This window comes from Halomicrobium sp. HArcel3, from assembly GCF_058933135.1.
This window is the reverse complement of record NZ_JBZYDN010000003.1, coordinates 367,469-383,027: the sequence shown is the minus strand read 5'-3', so window position 1 is coordinate 383,027 and position 15,559 is coordinate 367,469. Positions and strand designations below refer to the sequence as shown.

15 protein-coding genes are annotated in these 15,559 nt (G+C 69.0%); 9 read left to right on the top strand and 6 right to left on the bottom strand.

What is annotated here, in order from left to right; genetic code table 11:
• Positions 1 to 89: 89 nt before the first annotated feature.
• From AC5FRV_RS11380 to AC5FRV_RS11370, 3 genes are read right to left on the bottom strand one after another with little or no spacing between them, the layout of a single operon-like run.
• Positions 90 to 596 carry a DUF7519 family protein gene (locus AC5FRV_RS11380; protein WP_493561210.1) on the bottom strand — a complete coding sequence of 169 codons (507 nt, stop codon included), beginning with the start codon at positions 594 to 596 and terminating at the stop codon, positions 90 to 92.
• On the bottom strand, positions 593 to 2,554 hold the full coding sequence (locus AC5FRV_RS11375; RefSeq protein WP_493561209.1) for a DUF58 domain-containing protein: 1,962 nt from the start codon (positions 2,552 to 2,554) through the stop codon (positions 593 to 595). The genes AC5FRV_RS11380 and AC5FRV_RS11375 overlap by 4 nt, the downstream gene beginning before the upstream one ends.
• On the bottom strand, positions 2,551 to 3,432 hold the full coding sequence (locus AC5FRV_RS11370) for a DUF4129 domain-containing protein (RefSeq protein WP_493561208.1): 882 nt from the start codon (positions 3,430 to 3,432) through the stop codon (positions 2,551 to 2,553). The genes AC5FRV_RS11375 and AC5FRV_RS11370 overlap by 4 nt, the downstream gene beginning before the upstream one ends.
• A 171-nt stretch (positions 3,433 to 3,603) precedes the next feature.
• Between AC5FRV_RS11370 and AC5FRV_RS11365 the strand changes: the two genes are divergently transcribed.
• From AC5FRV_RS11365 to AC5FRV_RS11340, 6 genes are all read left to right on the top strand, one after another.
• A complete protein-coding gene (locus AC5FRV_RS11365) occupies positions 3,604 to 4,584 on the top strand; it encodes a beta-ribofuranosylaminobenzene 5'-phosphate synthase family protein (RefSeq protein WP_493561207.1) in 981 nt (326 codons plus the stop codon).
• 65 nt (positions 4,585 to 4,649) lie between these two features.
• Positions 4,650 to 5,486: an RAD55 family ATPase gene (locus AC5FRV_RS11360; protein ID WP_493561206.1), complete on the top strand. Its 837-nt coding sequence runs from the start codon at positions 4,650 to 4,652 to the stop codon at positions 5,484 to 5,486.
• A gap of 125 nt (positions 5,487 to 5,611) precedes the next feature.
• Positions 5,612 to 6,514, top strand: coding sequence for a hypothetical protein (locus AC5FRV_RS11355; RefSeq protein ID WP_493561205.1), 903 nt, complete (start codon positions 5,612 to 5,614; stop codon positions 6,512 to 6,514).
• On the top strand, positions 6,511 to 7,152 hold the full coding sequence (locus tag AC5FRV_RS11350; RefSeq protein WP_493561204.1) for a DUF8135 domain-containing protein: 642 nt from the start codon (positions 6,511 to 6,513) through the stop codon (positions 7,150 to 7,152). The genes AC5FRV_RS11355 and AC5FRV_RS11350 overlap by 4 nt, the downstream gene beginning before the upstream one ends.
• 405 nt (positions 7,153 to 7,557) lie before the next feature.
• Entirely contained in the window at positions 7,558 to 7,881 is a 324-nt protein-coding gene (locus AC5FRV_RS11345; protein WP_089814610.1) for a transcription factor S, read from the top strand.
• A 53-nt stretch (positions 7,882 to 7,934) separates the two neighbouring features.
• Positions 7,935 to 8,774 carry a hypothetical protein gene (locus AC5FRV_RS11340; RefSeq protein WP_493561203.1) on the top strand — a complete coding sequence of 280 codons (840 nt, stop codon included), beginning with the start codon at positions 7,935 to 7,937 and terminating at the stop codon, positions 8,772 to 8,774.
• 52 nt (positions 8,775 to 8,826) lie between these two features.
• Here AC5FRV_RS11340 and AC5FRV_RS11335 read toward each other — a convergent pair whose 3' ends face one another.
• Positions 8,827 to 9,699 carry a ZIP family metal transporter gene (locus AC5FRV_RS11335; RefSeq protein ID WP_493561202.1) on the bottom strand — a complete coding sequence of 291 codons (873 nt, stop codon included), beginning with the start codon at positions 9,697 to 9,699 and terminating at the stop codon, positions 8,827 to 8,829.
• A gap of 306 nt (positions 9,700 to 10,005) precedes the next feature.
• On the opposite strand from AC5FRV_RS11335, the gene AC5FRV_RS11330 reads away from it, so the two are divergent.
• Together AC5FRV_RS11330 and AC5FRV_RS11325 are read left to right on the top strand one after the other, a co-directional pair.
• On the top strand, positions 10,006 to 11,106 hold the full coding sequence (locus AC5FRV_RS11330) for an NADH:flavin oxidoreductase/NADH oxidase (protein ID WP_493561201.1): 1,101 nt from the start codon (positions 10,006 to 10,008) through the stop codon (positions 11,104 to 11,106).
• 88 nt (positions 11,107 to 11,194) lie between these two features.
• Positions 11,195 to 11,467, top strand: coding sequence for a DUF7553 family protein (locus AC5FRV_RS11325; RefSeq protein WP_493561200.1), 273 nt, complete (start codon positions 11,195 to 11,197; stop codon positions 11,465 to 11,467).
• A 37-nt stretch (positions 11,468 to 11,504) separates the two neighbouring features.
• Here AC5FRV_RS11325 and AC5FRV_RS11320 read toward each other — a convergent pair whose 3' ends face one another.
• Positions 11,505 to 11,699, bottom strand: coding sequence for a hypothetical protein (locus tag AC5FRV_RS11320; protein WP_493561199.1), 195 nt, complete (start codon positions 11,697 to 11,699; stop codon positions 11,505 to 11,507).
• 886 nt (positions 11,700 to 12,585) lie between these two features.
• The gene (locus AC5FRV_RS11315) at positions 12,586 to 13,815 is read right to left on the bottom strand and encodes an ornithine cyclodeaminase, nickel-pincer nucleotide-dependent (protein ID WP_493561198.1); all 1,230 of its coding nucleotides are present in this window, start codon (positions 13,813 to 13,815) and stop codon (positions 12,586 to 12,588) included.
• Positions 13,816 to 14,012: 197 nt separating this feature from the next.
• Between AC5FRV_RS11315 and AC5FRV_RS11310 the strand changes: the two genes are divergently transcribed.
• Positions 14,013 to 15,383 carry a metallophosphoesterase gene (locus AC5FRV_RS11310; RefSeq protein WP_493561197.1) on the top strand — a complete coding sequence of 457 codons (1,371 nt, stop codon included), beginning with the start codon at positions 14,013 to 14,015 and terminating at the stop codon, positions 15,381 to 15,383.
• Positions 15,384 to 15,559 lie beyond the last annotated feature (176 nt).

The following is a 15,559-nucleotide window of genomic DNA, read 5'->3' as shown; positions in this document are numbered from 1 at the left end:
GGGCCTTAAGCACACGGACTACCGTGTTGGTCGTCCCCAGGTCGCCCGCCTGATGCGGGACGACGCCGGAAACGGCCCGCTCGGACGGTTCATTCGCTCCCGACCGTTAGCGCCACGGCGATACACAGGGCGGCGACCACGAGGAGCATCGGGACGGCCATCGACGCTCGACCGAGGCCCGTCCGGTACAGCGCCAGGCTCCCGACGGCAGTCACGACCCCGACGAGCGCCGTCGATCCGACGTGGACCAGTTCCAGCCTGGTCGTCCCGGCCCCCCGCCCGAGCTGGTTCCCGAGGTCGATCGCCGTACCCCCGGCGTCCCAAGCCACAACGGCAGCGACTGCTCCGCCGAGGACGAACAGCGGCGGCGTGTTCGCGACAGCGCCCGCGAGGACGCCGACGACCAGTCCCGCGCTGCCGGCCGTCACCGGGGCGTGCCGTCCGGTGAGGACGCCGACGGCGACGAGGGCGACACCGAGGCCGCTCGCCGCGAGTGCGACCCAGTCGTACGGTCCGCTCAGGAGGAAGGCGACGATCGCGGCGGCGACGGCGACGACGCTACTCGACCGCGTCGGCCCCCGATCGACGCCCGTCATCGCGACCACCGCCGGGTCGACCGAGCCAGCGCCACCGCGAGCGGGTCGTCCCAGCCCCAGTCGACGACTGGCACGCCGCCCGACCGCAGGTCGGCCATCCGGAACCGCCGGACGACCGCGGCGAGGCGGTTCCCCGTGGTCTGCCGACTGGTCGGGTCCGGGCTCACGACCGTCACCGGGTAGCCGTGCGCTTCGAGCCGCGTCGCCGCCAGGACGGCGTCGTCCGAACAGAGCGGCGAGAACAGGACGACCTGCGCATCGCCCGGCAGCCGACGCCGCAGGCGTGAGAACCAGGCGTAGAACGACGGTGACGGCGGCCGTCGCCCAGGTGCGAACGCGGGATCGGTTGCCAGCAGTTCGCGCACGCGGGTTCGATGAACCTCGCCAGCGCCCGGGGGGATCCAGCAGTCGCCGTCGGCGAGCGCCGCGACGCCGACGCGGTTCCCGTCGTCGAGCAGCGCGGTGAACGCCTGTCGCGCGCCATCGACGGACCGGTCGATCGCGGTCGCTTCCCGGGGCTCCGGACCGACGGCGGCGCCGTCCGACGCGTCGACGACGAGGACGACGGTCACGGACCGCTCCTCGCGGAGTTCGAGCGTCGCGAGGTCGCCGCTCTTCGCCCGCCGGTTCCAGTCGATTCGGTGCAACGGGTCGCCCGGTCGGTACGGCCGCGTCGCGAAGAACTCCGCCCCCTCGCCGCCGATGTCAGTCTTGGCCCGGCCGGTGAGCCCCGTCGGCTGCCTGCGGACCGGGACGGCCGTCTCGACCGGTTCGAGCGGCGGAACGCACTGGATAGGCGTCGCCTCGGCGGGCGACACCGTCCGCTCGCGTTCGGCGGTCCCCGCGAGGTTCCGAGCGACCACGTGGACCGGGTCGAACGCGTGACTCCCCCTCCTGGCCTCGACGGCGTACTCGTACGACACCGTCTCGCCGGCGCGGAGGGCCGTCCCCAGCCGGGGCGAACCGTCGACCACCGACAGCGCCGGCGGGACGCCGTCGACGAGTCGGAGGTCCGGAAGCGTCCGGTCGCCGTCGTTGGTCACCGAGACGGTCACTGTGACCGACTCGCCGGGCGACGGCGTCTCGGGCGAGAGCGTTCGCTCGACGGAGAGCGTCGGCGAGGGCGCCGTGGTCGAACGCGCGTAGGCCGCGTAGCTGATCCCGACGACGCCGACGAGGAGCGCCGTCGCCTGCTCCGCCAGGACGCCGACGGTGATGCCGACGAGCGCGACGGCGCTGACCCCGCGCCAGTGCCCTGTCGACCGACGCCTGGACTGGTCGGTGTCGTCCCACGTCGATGGCGGCTCCCCTGTCTCCACGTCGCCCGTGAGACGCTTCCCGATGCTCGCCAGACGCGACCGCGAGCGGAACCCGGCTGCGCTGTCCGCCGTCGCTGGCCCGGGCGGTAAGCCGGTGACGGCCGCGATAGCGTCGGTCGTCCGCCGAATCCGCCGCTGATAGGCGGACTCGGTGGTGAGCCGGGACCGGAGCCGGGACCAGAGCGGAACGGTGTCTCCGTCGTCCTCCGCGAGGAAGGCGGCGGCGACCGGGTCGTCGGTCCATATTCCGGTCGCGATTCGTTCCCGGGCTTCGGTTTCCGAACAGTCGTCTGACCGCGTCAGCGCCTCGACCGCGACCCGTCGCAGCTGGGACCGCCGGCGACCGCCCTGGGCGTAGCGGTAGCCGTCCGGATCGAACTCGTCGAGCACCGCGCCCAGGTTCGCACCCGGGGACTCGACGTCCGCCGATAATTCGGCGTCGGCGGTTCCCGCCCGTCGGATCTGTCCCCGGTAGCGAGCACGTCCGACGCGCACGATCTGGACGAGCGCCAGCAGTCCGACCACGACGAGGACGGCGCCTTCGGCCCCGAGCGCGACCAGTCCGGGGACCGCCAGCGTCGCGAGGCCCAGGCCGAACGCGAGCATGCCCGCGACGGCCAGCAGTCCGGACCGGTTCACGGCTCGGCCTCCGCGTACTGGTCCTCGATGCGACGGAGCAGCGCGACCGCTCGCTCCTCGTCCGCCGGCTCGGGGTCGCGTCCGCCGTACCGGACCCCCTCGAAGAGGTCGGTCAGTTCGCGGACGTCTCCGGGGTCCATCCCGGCGTCGACGGCCGCCGCCTCGAACTCGCCCGCCGTAGTCGACTCCGGGCGGGAGACGTCGAGGGGCGACGTCATCTCGCGCCAGGCCCGGTACACCTCGTTGTCGAGGTCGTCGCCGGTCTCGATGCGCTCGGCCGCCCGGCCGGCGGCCCGGCCTACTGCGGCGGCCGCCGTCGACCGGTCGTCGTCGGACGAAGCCGTCGGCGTTTCGGCAGATCGCTGCCGGACCGTGACCACCGCGGCGAGACAGACCAGCGTCAGGGTGAACACGACCACGAGCGACAGGAGCGACGGGTCGGCCACCGACTCACCAGCGGCGCCGCCAGCGGTGGCGTTGTCGACCAGCGGCGCCACGGACGGAGAGGGAATGCGCTCCGGGTTCGCCGAGAAGAACCGGGCCAGCAGGCCCCCGACGGCGCCGAGTGCGAGCAGCCCGACCGCGACCCGGAACGCCCGTCGCCGGTTGACGAAGAGGTACCAGAGCGCGACGAGAACGACGACAGTGACGAGGAGCGTCGCGATTTCGGTCAGGAACGGTATCTCGACGGTCTCGGTCGAGCCGACCGAAAACGGTGACGACGGCTGCCCGGCGCCGTCCCCCGTCCCGACACTGCCAGACCCGCCCGAGCCGGACCGCTCCGGCCGGAATGCCGACGGCAGCGTCGCCGCGGTGAGCGTCACCGCGAGCACGCCGCAGACCGCGAGCGCGACGTTCCTGACGGTTTCTCTGGCCACAGTCCACTAGCCGGGACAGAGCGGCTTAAATGGAACGCGGCCCCACGAGTGCGACGCACGGCGACCAGCGCGGACGAGTGTCTGCACAGTGCCCACTGTGTTCGAGTGCCACACGGCGGCCACCGCCGACGAGTGCCCTACCTTCATTTCACCCCCGACCGAACCCAGGCCATGGCCACGGTCACGACGGCGGCGCGGTTGCACTTCGGGTTCCAGAACCTCGCGCTCGCCAACGAGCGTCTCTACGGCGGTGTCGGGGTCGCACTGGATGGTCCCGAGCTCGAAGTGAGCGCGCGTCCCGCCGACGAGGTTCGCTGTGACGACCCGGCCGCGGAGTCGTACGTCCGGCGCGTCGCCGCGACGCTGGACGTCGAGGGGGCCGAGATCACTGTGACGAAGCGCTTCCCGCGCCACGTCGGCTTCGGGAGCGGAACGCAGCTCGCACTCGCATCCCTCGTGGCCGTCGCGCGTGCGTACGACGTCGATGTCGACCCGCGCGAGCTGGCACCGGACCTGGGCCGTGGCGGGCGCAGCGGCGTCGGCGTCGCCACCTTCGAATCCGGCGGCTTCGTCGTCGACGGCGGCCACCCGACCGAGCGCTTTACCTCCCGACCGCCGGAGAACGGCGCCTGGACCGTCCCCCCGGTCATCGCCCGCCACGACGTCCCCGGCGACTGGCGGTTCGTCCTCGTCGTCCCGGACGCCGCGTCGGGCGCGAGCGGGGCCGACGAGGACCGCCGGATGCGCCAGTCCGTCGAACGCGCGGACCCGGGCATCGCCGACGACGTCGCGGCGGTACTCACGCGAGAACTGCTGCCCGCCGCCGCGGAGGGCGACCACCGCCGGTTCGGGCGAGCGGCGGCCCGCCTCGGCCGGCTCAACGGCGCCTGGTACGCGGACGAACAGGGCGGCGTCTACCGACCCCCGGCCGGGCGAATCGTCGAGCGGCTGTCCCAGAGCCCCGCCGTCGCCGGCGCGGGCCAGTCCTCCTGGGGGCCGGCGGTCTGGGGGCTGACGACCAGGGGCGACGTCGACGCCGCCGAGACGGCCGCCGAGATGGCGCTCTCGGACCTGGGCGTCGACGGCGACGTGCTCACCGCGACGCCACGCAACGACGGCGCCACGGGACGGGACGGCCCCACGCTGGGGTAGTCGCTGTTATCACAGACGATTGCTGCAGGCAAATCGTTAAGCGGAGCGAGCGGTCACCGGACACCATGGACCGGATCCCCTTCGGTGTTCGCCAGCTCGACACCATCGTCAACGGCGGGGCACCGACGGGGAGCGTCGTCTTGCTCGCCGGCGAGGCGGGCGCCGGGTCCCGGGAGTTCATCCACACGAGCGCGCTGCTCAACGGACTCGGCACCGTCGGCGACGACCTGTACGACCTCTACTACGGCGAACCGGGCGCAGAGGCGATCCAGCCCGGAGAGGTCCACTACATCTCCTTCACCGACAGCAAAGCGGCACTCGCCGACGAGATGGGGCTGGCGATGGACGACGACGTCGTCGACCACGGCCTCGACCTCGTCGAGTTTCACGACATGTCCGAGCGGTACTTCCACGTCAGCCCCGTCCCGCGTGAGTGGTACGCCGAGAAGACCCGGACGATAACCGACCTCCGCCAGCGGAGCGACCGGGAGGACCTGCTCGGTGCGCTCGGGTCGACACTCAGCGAGGTCGCGCCGGGCAACCTCGTCGTCATCGACTCGCTGTCGGACCTCATCGCCACCCGCACGGAGGAGGTCGACTGGGCGGACATCAACTTCCTCGTCAAGGGCCTCCAGAAGGCTGCCCACGAGTGGGACGGGCTCATCCTCCTCCACCTCAACCACGAGACGCTATCGCCGACCGAGTTCGGCCAGCTCTCGGAGGCCGTCGACGGGACGATGCACTTCGAGTGGGAGTCCGGCGGGTCGACGCGGGCCCGCACGCTCGTCGTCAAGCAGTTCCGCGGGGTGCTCTCACAGATCGAGGACGAGGACATCGTCAGGTTCGAGACCGACATCGGCGACGCCGGCTTCGACATCAGCGACGTCCGGAAGATCAGGTGACGGGGAAGTCGGTCAGGTGACGAGGCGGAAGATCAGGTGACGGGAGAGCAGATCGGACGACGGGGATATCGTGAGTTGAAATCGGCCCCAAACCCTTACCTAGTAGCTGCCGAATCCAGCTTGTAATGGCGAGCGAGTCGCGAGAGGACCCCGTCGTCGGCGTCGACGTTCCCGACGAACTCGACGAGTGGCTCGACGAGCAGGCCGCGAGGCTCGGGCTGGACCGCGACCAGCTCGTGGCCCAGATCCTCGCTTCCTACCACGCCGCCGCGACGCTCGACGGCGACCTCGACGCGACGGAGTTGCTGGATCTGGACGCAGACGACTTCGTCGACGTGGAGAGCGCCGTCGCCGAGGCCGTCGAGCAACAGGTCGAGTCCCGGCTCGACGACGTGGTCGAATCCCACGTCGAGGCCGCACTCGACGACCGGCTTGACGACCGACTCGACGAGCGACTCGACGACCTGGACGCGGAGTTCCAGGCGAAAATCGACGACGTGCGCGAGCGCGTCGTTCAGGTCAAGCAGGAGACCGACGCGAAGGCGCCGAAGGCCCACACGCACGACGAACTCGCGGCCGTCGACGCCCTCGACGCCCGGGTGAACGAACTCGCGACCGACCTGGCGAGACTCCGCGAGGACGTCGACGACCGCCTCGACGACGTCGAGGACGGGATCGAGGCGCAGGCGGACGCGGCCGGTGAGCTGACCGACCGCGTCGACGACGCGGCGGAGAAACTCAACCGCGTCGCCTGGGTCGTTAGCGACCTGAAGGAGGAGACTGCCGGCCGGGACGCCCACGAGAAGGCCGTCGACCGCATCCGACGCGCCGCGGCACAGGAGGGCGTCTCGACCGCGACGTGCGAGCGCTGCGGCGAGGCCGTCCACGTCGCGCTGCTGAACGAGCCGGAGTGCCCCCACTGCCAGGCGACCGTCTCGGACGTCCGCCCGGCCGGTGGCATCCTGCGCAAGAAGGCCCGACTGGTCCCGGCCGCACAGCTCGAAGCCGGCGAGGGCCACGACGAATGACCGACGACCCGTCCGAGGGGGAGGATTCTGCCGATGCCGGTGACCCGTTCGACCGACTGGGGTACCCCGCCGACCGCGACGGCGACCCCTTCGAGCGACTCGACGACGACGTCCCCGCGGACGACGGAACTCCGGACGCTCCCGTCGACGACCCCTGGGTGCCGCCGGGCGAAGACCGCCGCGGCGAAACTACGGGCGAGGGCGGTTCCGCGACGGGCGACGACTCGTTCGAGGACACGGCGGACACCTTCGAGGACACGGCGGACACCTTCGAGGAGACGAGCGACCCCTTCGCCAACGTCGCCACCCCGTCGGAGAGCGCGTTCGAGGGTGCCGGCAACGTGTTCGAGCACGTCGACGCGGGCGCCGTCGACCCGGACCAGGTCTGGGAGTCGATCACCGCGGAGGACGACGACGAAGCCAGCGACGACGCCGAGCCGTCGGTGCCCGACGAGGGCCGCTACAGCGACGTCTCGAAACACCGCTTTTGCGAGGGCTGCGAGCACTTCTCCCCGCCGCCGGACGTCTCCTGTGGCCACCACACCGCCGAGATCATCGAGTTCCTCGACATGGACACCGTCCGCCTGCTGGACTGCCCTGTCGTCGCCGAGCGCGACGAACTCGAACGAAGTGGATGAGGACTGGGAGTCAAAGCAATGAGGCGCATCATCGACGCACCCAAGAGTAGTAACAACAGCCCGAAATCCCCGGCCCGGTAGCCTCCCGCGACTCGCTGTGGTCCTCGTTCCCTCCGGTCACTCCGGTCCTTGCTTCGTCGGGGTTCGGCTACCGGGCCGCCCCTTTCATTCCCGCCCATCGGATGAACCACCGGATGGGACTGAAAGGGGCCGGTCGCTCGTCGAGCGAGACGAAGCAAGGACCGCAGGTGAACGGAGTGAACTGAGGACCGCAGCGAGTAGCAGCCGACGAGCGTCCGGGGGCTTTCCTTTCCTGGTGGCGAACGCAATTGAATCAGCGCGCTAACCGTCTTCGCCTCCAGAGCCGAGAGTATAACAGGGACGACGAACTAATCCCTCTCATCAATGCAGTTCTGCGACGACTGCGGATCGATGATGCACGCGGACGGCGACGTGATGGTCTGCAAGTCCTGCGGCGCGGAGGTCGCCAAGGATCAGGAGAAGGCCGACGCGTTCGTCAGCACCGAGGCCCAGTCCGGCGACGAACTCATCGAGACGGAGGAGGGCGCCAACTTCGAGGGGAAGCCGACGGCCAAGGACGTCACCTGCGACGACTGCGGCCACGGCGAGGCCTGGTACGAGATCAAGCAAACGGGTTCGGCCGACGAGCCACCGACGAGATTCTTCAAGTGCAAGGAGTGCGGCCACCGCTGGCGGGGGTACAACTAGTCGAATTTTCAGCGACCTGAAGACATTTACCGGTCCCACCGGCGAGTACTGCCATGCGACGACGCGCCCTCCTCGCGAGCGTCGGCGGTTCGCTCGCGGCGCTCGCCGGTTGCATCGACTCCCTGAACGATACAGGCGACCTCCCGACGGAGCAATCGCCCCGAGACGGGACGCCGTCCGAATCGCCGACGGAGACGGACGCCGCGGCGTCCGTGACCGTGTCGTCGGTCGTCCACCAGTGGGGGTACGTCGTCCCCAGCTCGCCCGATTCGATCGGCGTGATGAAGACGGACACGCGGTACGTCGTGGCCGACGTGGCCGTCGAGGACGGCCCACTCGACCGGGACACGTTCGCGTGGACCGACGGGGAGAGCGAGGTGCGGCCGACGGTCCTCGAAGAGTTCTATCGGACGGACTGGGGCGAGGACCAGTGGTACGAGGGAGGACGCGACCGTGGCTTGCTCCTGTTCGAGTTGCCCGACGACCCAGCAGCCGACGCGCCCCGACTCCAGTGGCCCGGCGGCGGGTGGGACGCCGACGAGTCCCTGGTTGGACAGCTTTCGGCGCCGCGACCGACGATGAACGCGTCGCTGTCCCTGGAGGACGCGACAGATGGGGCGACCGAACGGACGGTCGAGATCGCAGTGACGAACGAGAGCGACCACGAGGGGCGCTACCTCGGCGCACTCAATCGAGTCGGCCCGATGATCGCCTACACGCCCGTCGCGCGCGTCACGGGGCTGGTCGGGGCCGGCGAGACGGAGACGCTGACGGTCGCCGACGACTGGATGGAGTACACGGTGACCGAAGATGGCGACGGGTCGGCGAGTGTCACCTACCACCTCGACGACGCCGACGGGGGCGACACGCTCGAGGTGGAACTCGACGGGTGAACGAGCTGACCGGTCCGGAAACAGGCGGTGTCGTCTCCCCGTCCGACCGGGGTCAGTACAGCAGGACCCAGGCCACGATCACGACGAGAGCGCCCAGCGCGGTCGAGCCCACGGCGTGGGTCCGCAACTCGTCGAGCAGGTCGTGGGAGTGCTCGTGGAGCGAGCAGACCTCGTCGATCTCGCTGCCGGCCTCGCAGTTGGGGAGGAAGTCCATCGCGACGTGGAGGAAGATGCCGGCGGCGAAGCCGAAGACGACGGCGTTGATGGCCGGTGCCTCGGGCATGGGGAGGACGGCCGTCGGAATCGCCGTGATGCCGACGCCGGCGGCGGGCAACAGCAGCGCCGTCGCGGACTTGCCGCGGCGGGAGAGTCGACGGGCGGCGGCGTAGCCCGCGGGGCCCTTGTGCGAGACGATAGCGAGGCCGAGCAACAGGCCGAGTGTCGGCATCGAACCGTAGACCAGGCCGATGATGAGCCCCGCCGAGAGGGCGTGGGCGGCGATTTCCGCCGTCGAGACGTCGAAGGAGACGTCGAGGTGCGTGAGTCGGTGGCCGATCGTGTGGGAGCTGTAGCCGACGGCGACGCCCGCGGCGATGCCGATACCGCCGAGCTGCGGTGCGCCCGCGGCCGTCCCGATGCCGATGGCCTGCGGGACCAGGAACATCGCCGCGCTGGTGATCATCGCACCGCTCGCGAGTCCGTAACCCCAGACGAGCCGGTATGGATTGGTCTCGTTCGCGCGGGCGCCGAGCCACGCACCGAGTACCATCGCGACGAAGGCGACCCATCCGATGACCAGTACTTTCTCGGCCCCACCGCTGACCGCGAACGCCGAGAGCGCGACGAGCAGGACGGTGCCGACGACCCCGAGCGTGGAGACGCGCCCGGACGAGTCGTTAGTATCGAACCACTGCATACTACCCATTCGTTAATAACTCTGTTGCCGCATTTAATAAGAGTGTCGGTCGGGTGTTGGGCGCCCCGAAGACGCACGGTTCAGTGGAAATTCGACGCCGTCGGGGCTCGTCTGATAGTGGTGGTTGTAACTTTTTACGGGCGTCCACGCGAACGGAGTGAGCGTGGGCTCGACGGACGAGCAGCGCAAGTCCGTCGGCGTTCGACGGTACCGGCCACGTCGAACCCGGTACGGGCTTACAACCACCACTATGAACCACCGGCGAATACCGTACGGGCCGTCAGGGACTTCCCCCGGTATCGTCAACGGCAACCGATGACAGCACTCTTCTCGCCGCTGGAACTGCGCGAGACGACGATCCCGAACCGCGTGATGGTCTCCCCGATGTGCCAGTACTCCTGCGAAGATCGGGACGGCCTCGCAACGGACTGGCACCGGACTCACCTCGGGTCCCGCGCCGTCGGCGGCGCCGGGCTCGTGATGAGCGAGGCGACGGCAGTCGAACCGCGTGGTCGCATCACGCCGGAGGACCTGGGCATCTGGAGCGACGACCACGCCGGCGCACTGGCGGACACGACCGACTTCATCCGTGAGCAGGGGAGCGTCCCGGCCATCCAGCTGGCCCACGCCGGCCGGAAGGCGTCGAAGACCCGCCCGTGGGAGGACAGCGAACCGGTCGACCCCGACGAGGGCGGCTGGGACGTCCTGTCACCGAGCGGGAACCCCTGGCCCTACGAGGACGAACCGCCAGCCACGCGAGCGATGGACCAGGAGGACGTCGAATCGGTCGTCGACTCCTTCCGCGCCGCGGCCGAGCGGGCCCTCGACGCCGGCTTCGAAGTAGCCGAAGTGCACGCCGCCCACGGCTACCTCCTCCACGAGTTCCTCTCGCCCGTGACCAACCACCGAGAGGACGACTACGGGGGCGACTTCGAGGGACGTTCCCGCCTCGCTCGGGAAGTCACCGCCGCCGTCCGTGAGGTCTGGCCCGACGAGAAGCCCGTCTTCGTCCGCATCTCCGCGACCGACTGGCTCGACGAGCGCGACTCCTGGACCGTCGACCAGTCGGTCCGCCTCGCCGACCGACTACACGACGTGGGCGCCGACCTGATCGACGTGAGCAGCGGCGGCATCGTCCCCGACTCGTTCCCCGAGTACGCCGGTCCGAACTACCAGCTCCGACTCGCCGAACGGGCCCGCGAGGAGAGCGAGTCCGATATCGCCGTCGGCGCCGTCGGCGGCATCACGACGCCGGAACAGGCCGAGGCCGTCGTTGCCAACGGCCGCGCGGACCTGGCCATCGTGGGTCGAGAACACCTGCGCGACCCCTACTTTGCGCTGCACGCCGCCGAGCAGCTCGACGCGACCGACGAGATAGAAGGGCCGGTCCAGTACAGGCGCGCGTTCGGGTTCTGAGCCGCACGAACCGCACCCCTGCCGACACCGCCCGCGACCCACAGCCGATACCCGAACTGTTTTGCGACGATCGTGTGTAGCCGGGCACATGACGCGCGACGAACTCGCGACAGCGAGCGACCTGCTCGCATCGGCCGCCGACAGCACCGACGACGAGGACGACGCCGAACGCCTGGCGAGTCTCTCGGACCAGCTATCGAACCTCGCAGAGGCCGAGCGCGGCCCGGACCACGGCCGCCTCGCCCGCATCGAGAACGCGCTCAACGACCTGGAGGGGACCGCCGGCGACGACGACGCCGAGACGATAGCCGACGCCCACGAGCACGTCACGGAGTACCGCTCCGGCGTCGAGGGCGTCTGAAGAAAGGACGTTCGAACTGCATTCTCGGACCGCCCGTTCACCGGAGTCGCTCGTACACCCGGACCGCGACGGAGGCGACGGTCCCCAGACCCGGTGCCTTCGTCGACAGCGCCGCCGCACCGAGCAGCGTCGCTCCGCGACGGGTGTTGCCCCGCCGGAACGCCATCGCCGCGTCGAGAACCGTCGTCGCGATGCTCAGCTTCTTCATCGAGTTCCCTGTCAGGTTCGCCATGAGTCGCTTCGGGGTTAGGTCGCGACGTGCATACCGGACCGGCTTGTATCTGCCAGGAACGATGTGAGTTCCGGATACCGGTTCCGCGTGCGCAATTCTGGTTCTGACACGGATAGTCAATAGAGTGTGTGTAGTGAGCTATTTGGGGAATTCGAGTTGTCAGCGTAATCGAGGACAACAACCCGAAAGCCCTCGGCGCGCTCGACTCGTGCGAACCCGCTGTGCGCGCTCGTTCCTCGCGTGCTTGCGGGTTCGCACGAGTCGACCGCACCTCGCCCTTTCAGTCCACCAGGAGAGCAAGCTCTCCTGAGCCCTGGCTCGCTTCGCTCGCCAGGACACCAGGAATCAGCACCGCTCGCGCACGGAGGCGCTCGCGAGTGACTCCCACTCCTCCCCGAATTCGCGGCGTCCGCCGCGAATCACGCGTCCTGACCGCCCCGCAACCGCCCGGCGGTCGGCCGGGAGGCCGTCTCGTCGGCCGACCAGGGGGAGGGCAGGGCTGCGGTGCTGTGCTGACCCTGGTGGACTGATAGTGGTAGTTGTAACTTTTTACCGGCGTTCGACGTGGCCGGTGCCGTCGAACGCCGGTAAGGGCTTACATCTACCACTATGAAAGGGCGAGTGGTTCTCGACCCTCCCGGGTGAAGGTGAGCCGAGTGAAACGAGGCGAACGTCGGAAGACGAGCGAAGCGAGTCTTCCGGAACAAGCACCCACTGGAGCGCAGCGAGCCCCGGAGCGGTCGAGAGCCGTGAGGGCTTTCTGGTTCTTGCTGTCAGTGTTCGTTTCACTGACTCAATCAAGAATCAGCCACTCACTACACATCAGTACTGGACGGCGAATCACGCCGACCACCGCAACGACCTGAATCAGCAGCCCACTCGGAAACTAGTCCTCGACCAGCAGACTCTCTGCCAGAATCGGCACGAACGTCCCGATGTCGGTGACCATCCCAACGGCCTGGGCGCTCCCGCGGTCCAGCAGCTGGGTCACCGTCGCCGGATTGATGTCGACGCAGACGACGCGGGTCGTCGAGGGGAGACAGTTCCCCACGGCGACAGAGTGCAGCAGCGTCGACAGCATGAGCACCATGTCGGCCTCGTGAGCCTGTTCGCGGATGGCGTCCTGGGCCTCGACGGCGTCGGTGATGGTGTCCGGGAGCGGGCCGTCGTCGCGGATGGACCCGGCCAGCACGAAGGGAACGTCGTTGGTGACGCACTCGTACATCACGCCGGACTCGATGAGGCCGTCGTCGACGGCGGGTTCGATGCCGCCGGCGCGGATGATCTCCGAGATGGTGTAGATGTGGTGTTTGTGGCCCTTGCGAGGGTGGTCGAGGCTCTCGGTGTCCATCCCGAGCGAGGTGCCGTAGAGGTCGCGTTCGAGGTCGTGGACGGCGAAGCCGTTGCCCGCGGAGAGCATGTCGACGAAGCCCTCGTCGACGAGACGGGCCAGGTCCTCGCGCGCGCCGGAGTGGACGAGCGCCGGGCCGCAGACGGCCAGGACCTTGCCGCCCTCCTGTTTGGTCTCCTCGATAGCGTCGGCGATCTGGTGGATGGTCGAGACCGACGGGCGCTCCGAAGAGACGCCGCCCTGCATGAAGCCGAAGGCGCCCTCCTTGTCGCGGGGGCGCTCGGGCGGTTCGACCTTGATGCCGGTCTCGCCGGTGACGATCAGGTCGCCCTCCTCGACGGCGTTGAGGACCTTGGTGTACGCGGTGGGATTCTCCCCATCTTCCACGACGACGGCGCAGTCCATCTCCACCTTCTCGACTTCGACCCATTCGCCCTCGTAGCGGATGAACGTCGGGTGGTTCGTCGTCGAGTAGAAGCCGGTCGGGACGATCTGGTCGCCCGGTGCGGGCGTCAGTTTGGCGTCCTTGGGATCGGCCGGGTTCGCGCCGTTCTGATGGAGTTCGTGGACGATGGACTGGAGCTGTTCCTCGTCGTCGGCCTCGACGAGGAGTCGCGCGTAGGAGGACTCGGTCTTGTGGCGGCCGATGTCGAACTCCTCGACGGAGAAGGAGCCGCCCATGTCCATGACGATACCGAAGGCGGCCTGCATCATCCCCGAGTCGATGATGTGGCCTTCCAGTTCGATCTCACGAGAGACGGTCATGGTGGGAAAGTAGGGGAGCGGCGTCAAGACCGTTTTGGAGCGGGAAGCGCCGCCGGGTCGAGACGCTTTGGCTGGATCGCCGCCGAGACGTCGGCGTCGTGCCGTCACATCTATCCGCGCGAACGCCGACCGATCCGTATACGGCCCCAAACAGTTGGGACCAACAGCTTTCACGAATGGCCCAGACTTCGGACGCAATGGCCGACGGCGGCGACGGCGAGGAGCCGGTGTACTACGTCATCAGCGACCTGCACATCGGCGGCGACGAGCAACTCGAACACGTCGAGTTCCTCGAGGAGTTGCTGGAGTTGCTGGAGCGTCTCGAGACGACCGACGAGAACGCCGAACTGATCGTCAACGGCGACGCGTTCGGGCTCTGGGAGTTCACCGCCATCGACGGCCCGGCGAAGTTCGACGTCCTCGTCGACCGGTACCCCGAGCTGTTCGACCAGCTCCGCGCCACCGGCGAGTCGATCCCCATCACGTTGCTCCCTGGCAACCACGACCACGAACTGGCCGCCTACGACGAGTACGTCGAGCGGTTCGCCGCGTACAACGTGGACCTCGTGCAGGCCCAGTCGATGACCCGGCCCGTCGGTGACCAGGTCATCCACTTCGAACACGGCCACCAGCAGGACCCCAACAACGAGATCGAAGACTGGGGCAGTCCCCACGCGACACCGCTGGGGTACTACTACAACACGCTGGTGACGAGCAGGGCCGGCCAGCTCTCCGACCGCGGCCGGTACAACTGGCTGAAGGACGTCCAGGCCGTCACGCCGACCGAGCGGATGCCCGCCTGGCTGCTCTCGAAGTACTTCTACCGCGAGATGAACCCGTTCCTGCGGTACGCGCTGGTGCCGTTCCTGCTCCTGTTCAATATCAGCGCGTTGCTGGCGGTGCTGGCGGGACTCGACCTGGCTGGCGTCTGGTCGATGCCGGTCGACCAGGCCGAGGCGTTCCTCGGCCAGTTCGGGATGGCCGGCACCGCCCTCTGGTTCCTGCTCTCGGTCAACGTGGCCGTCGCGGGGCTGCTGGTGCTCGTCGGCATCCCCCTGTATCTCATCCGGCGGGACGCCCGCAAGACCATCCAGCGCTTCGGCGTCTTCGAGACGGCGCTGACCGTCGACGCCGAGGCACCCTACGCGGAGCGGGTCCGCGACATCGCCGACGAGCGCCCGGAGACCGCCGTGTACTGTTACGGGCACACCCACCGACCGAACGTCCAGACCGTCGACGGACGCCTGCTGGTCAACACCGGGACGTGGCTGAAGCGACTCCACCGCCGCGACGGCATCATCGGCGTCCTCCCGCCGGTCTTCTACCCGTCCTACCAGCTCTGTGCCGTCCGTATCGCGGCCGAACCGGAGGGCGTGGCCGTCGAGTACGAGGAGATCGCCAAGCCGAGCCCCGGCGCCGAGGAACTCACCCTCACCGAACGGCTCCTCACGCTGGGTCGCGAACCGGACCCGGACCTCCCAAACCGGTCCGTCGTCGAGCGAGAGGTTCGGACCCCGACGTCGGCGCCCAGGGCGGCGGACGGATCTGGCGATGGGGAACGCGAGTAGCGGCTAGCCGGATCGATAGCGAACAGGCGACTGACTGCGTCCTGTGGAGTGAAACGACACAGGGCTCGGAAGACGAACGAAGTGAGTCTTCCGGCGGACGCGAAGCGGGTCGTCGCACACCCGCGGACCGCTTCGCGGTGCTTTCTCAGGGCATACGCACCGCTGGTCCCGTCTTT

Coding starts and splice junctions, on each gene's coding strand:
- AC5FRV_RS11380 (WP_493561210.1), bottom strand. CDS start 596: ATGACGGGCGTCGATCGGGGGCCGACGCGGTCGAGTAGCGTCGTCGCC.
- AC5FRV_RS11365 (WP_493561207.1), top strand. CDS start 3,604: ATGGCCACGGTCACGACGGCGGCGCGGTTGCACTTCGGGTTCCAGAAC.
- AC5FRV_RS11340 (WP_493561203.1), top strand. CDS start 7,935: ATGCGACGACGCGCCCTCCTCGCGAGCGTCGGCGGTTCGCTCGCGGCG.
- AC5FRV_RS11360 (WP_493561206.1), top strand. CDS start 4,650: ATGGACCGGATCCCCTTCGGTGTTCGCCAGCTCGACACCATCGTCAAC.
- AC5FRV_RS11310 (WP_493561197.1), top strand. CDS start 14,013: ATGGCCGACGGCGGCGACGGCGAGGAGCCGGTGTACTACGTCATCAGC.
- AC5FRV_RS11325 (WP_493561200.1), top strand. CDS start 11,195: ATGACGCGCGACGAACTCGCGACAGCGAGCGACCTGCTCGCATCGGCC.
- AC5FRV_RS11330 (WP_493561201.1), top strand. CDS start 10,006: ATGACAGCACTCTTCTCGCCGCTGGAACTGCGCGAGACGACGATCCCG.
- AC5FRV_RS11350 (WP_493561204.1), top strand. CDS start 6,511: ATGACCGACGACCCGTCCGAGGGGGAGGATTCTGCCGATGCCGGTGAC.
- AC5FRV_RS11315 (WP_493561198.1), bottom strand. CDS start 13,815: ATGACCGTCTCTCGTGAGATCGAACTGGAAGGCCACATCATCGACTCG.
- AC5FRV_RS11320 (WP_493561199.1), bottom strand. CDS start 11,699: ATGGCGAACCTGACAGGGAACTCGATGAAGAAGCTGAGCATCGCGACG.
- AC5FRV_RS11335 (WP_493561202.1), bottom strand. CDS start 9,699: ATGGGTAGTATGCAGTGGTTCGATACTAACGACTCGTCCGGGCGCGTC.
- AC5FRV_RS11355 (WP_493561205.1), top strand. CDS start 5,612: ATGGCGAGCGAGTCGCGAGAGGACCCCGTCGTCGGCGTCGACGTTCCC.
- AC5FRV_RS11345 (WP_089814610.1), top strand. CDS start 7,558: ATGCAGTTCTGCGACGACTGCGGATCGATGATGCACGCGGACGGCGAC.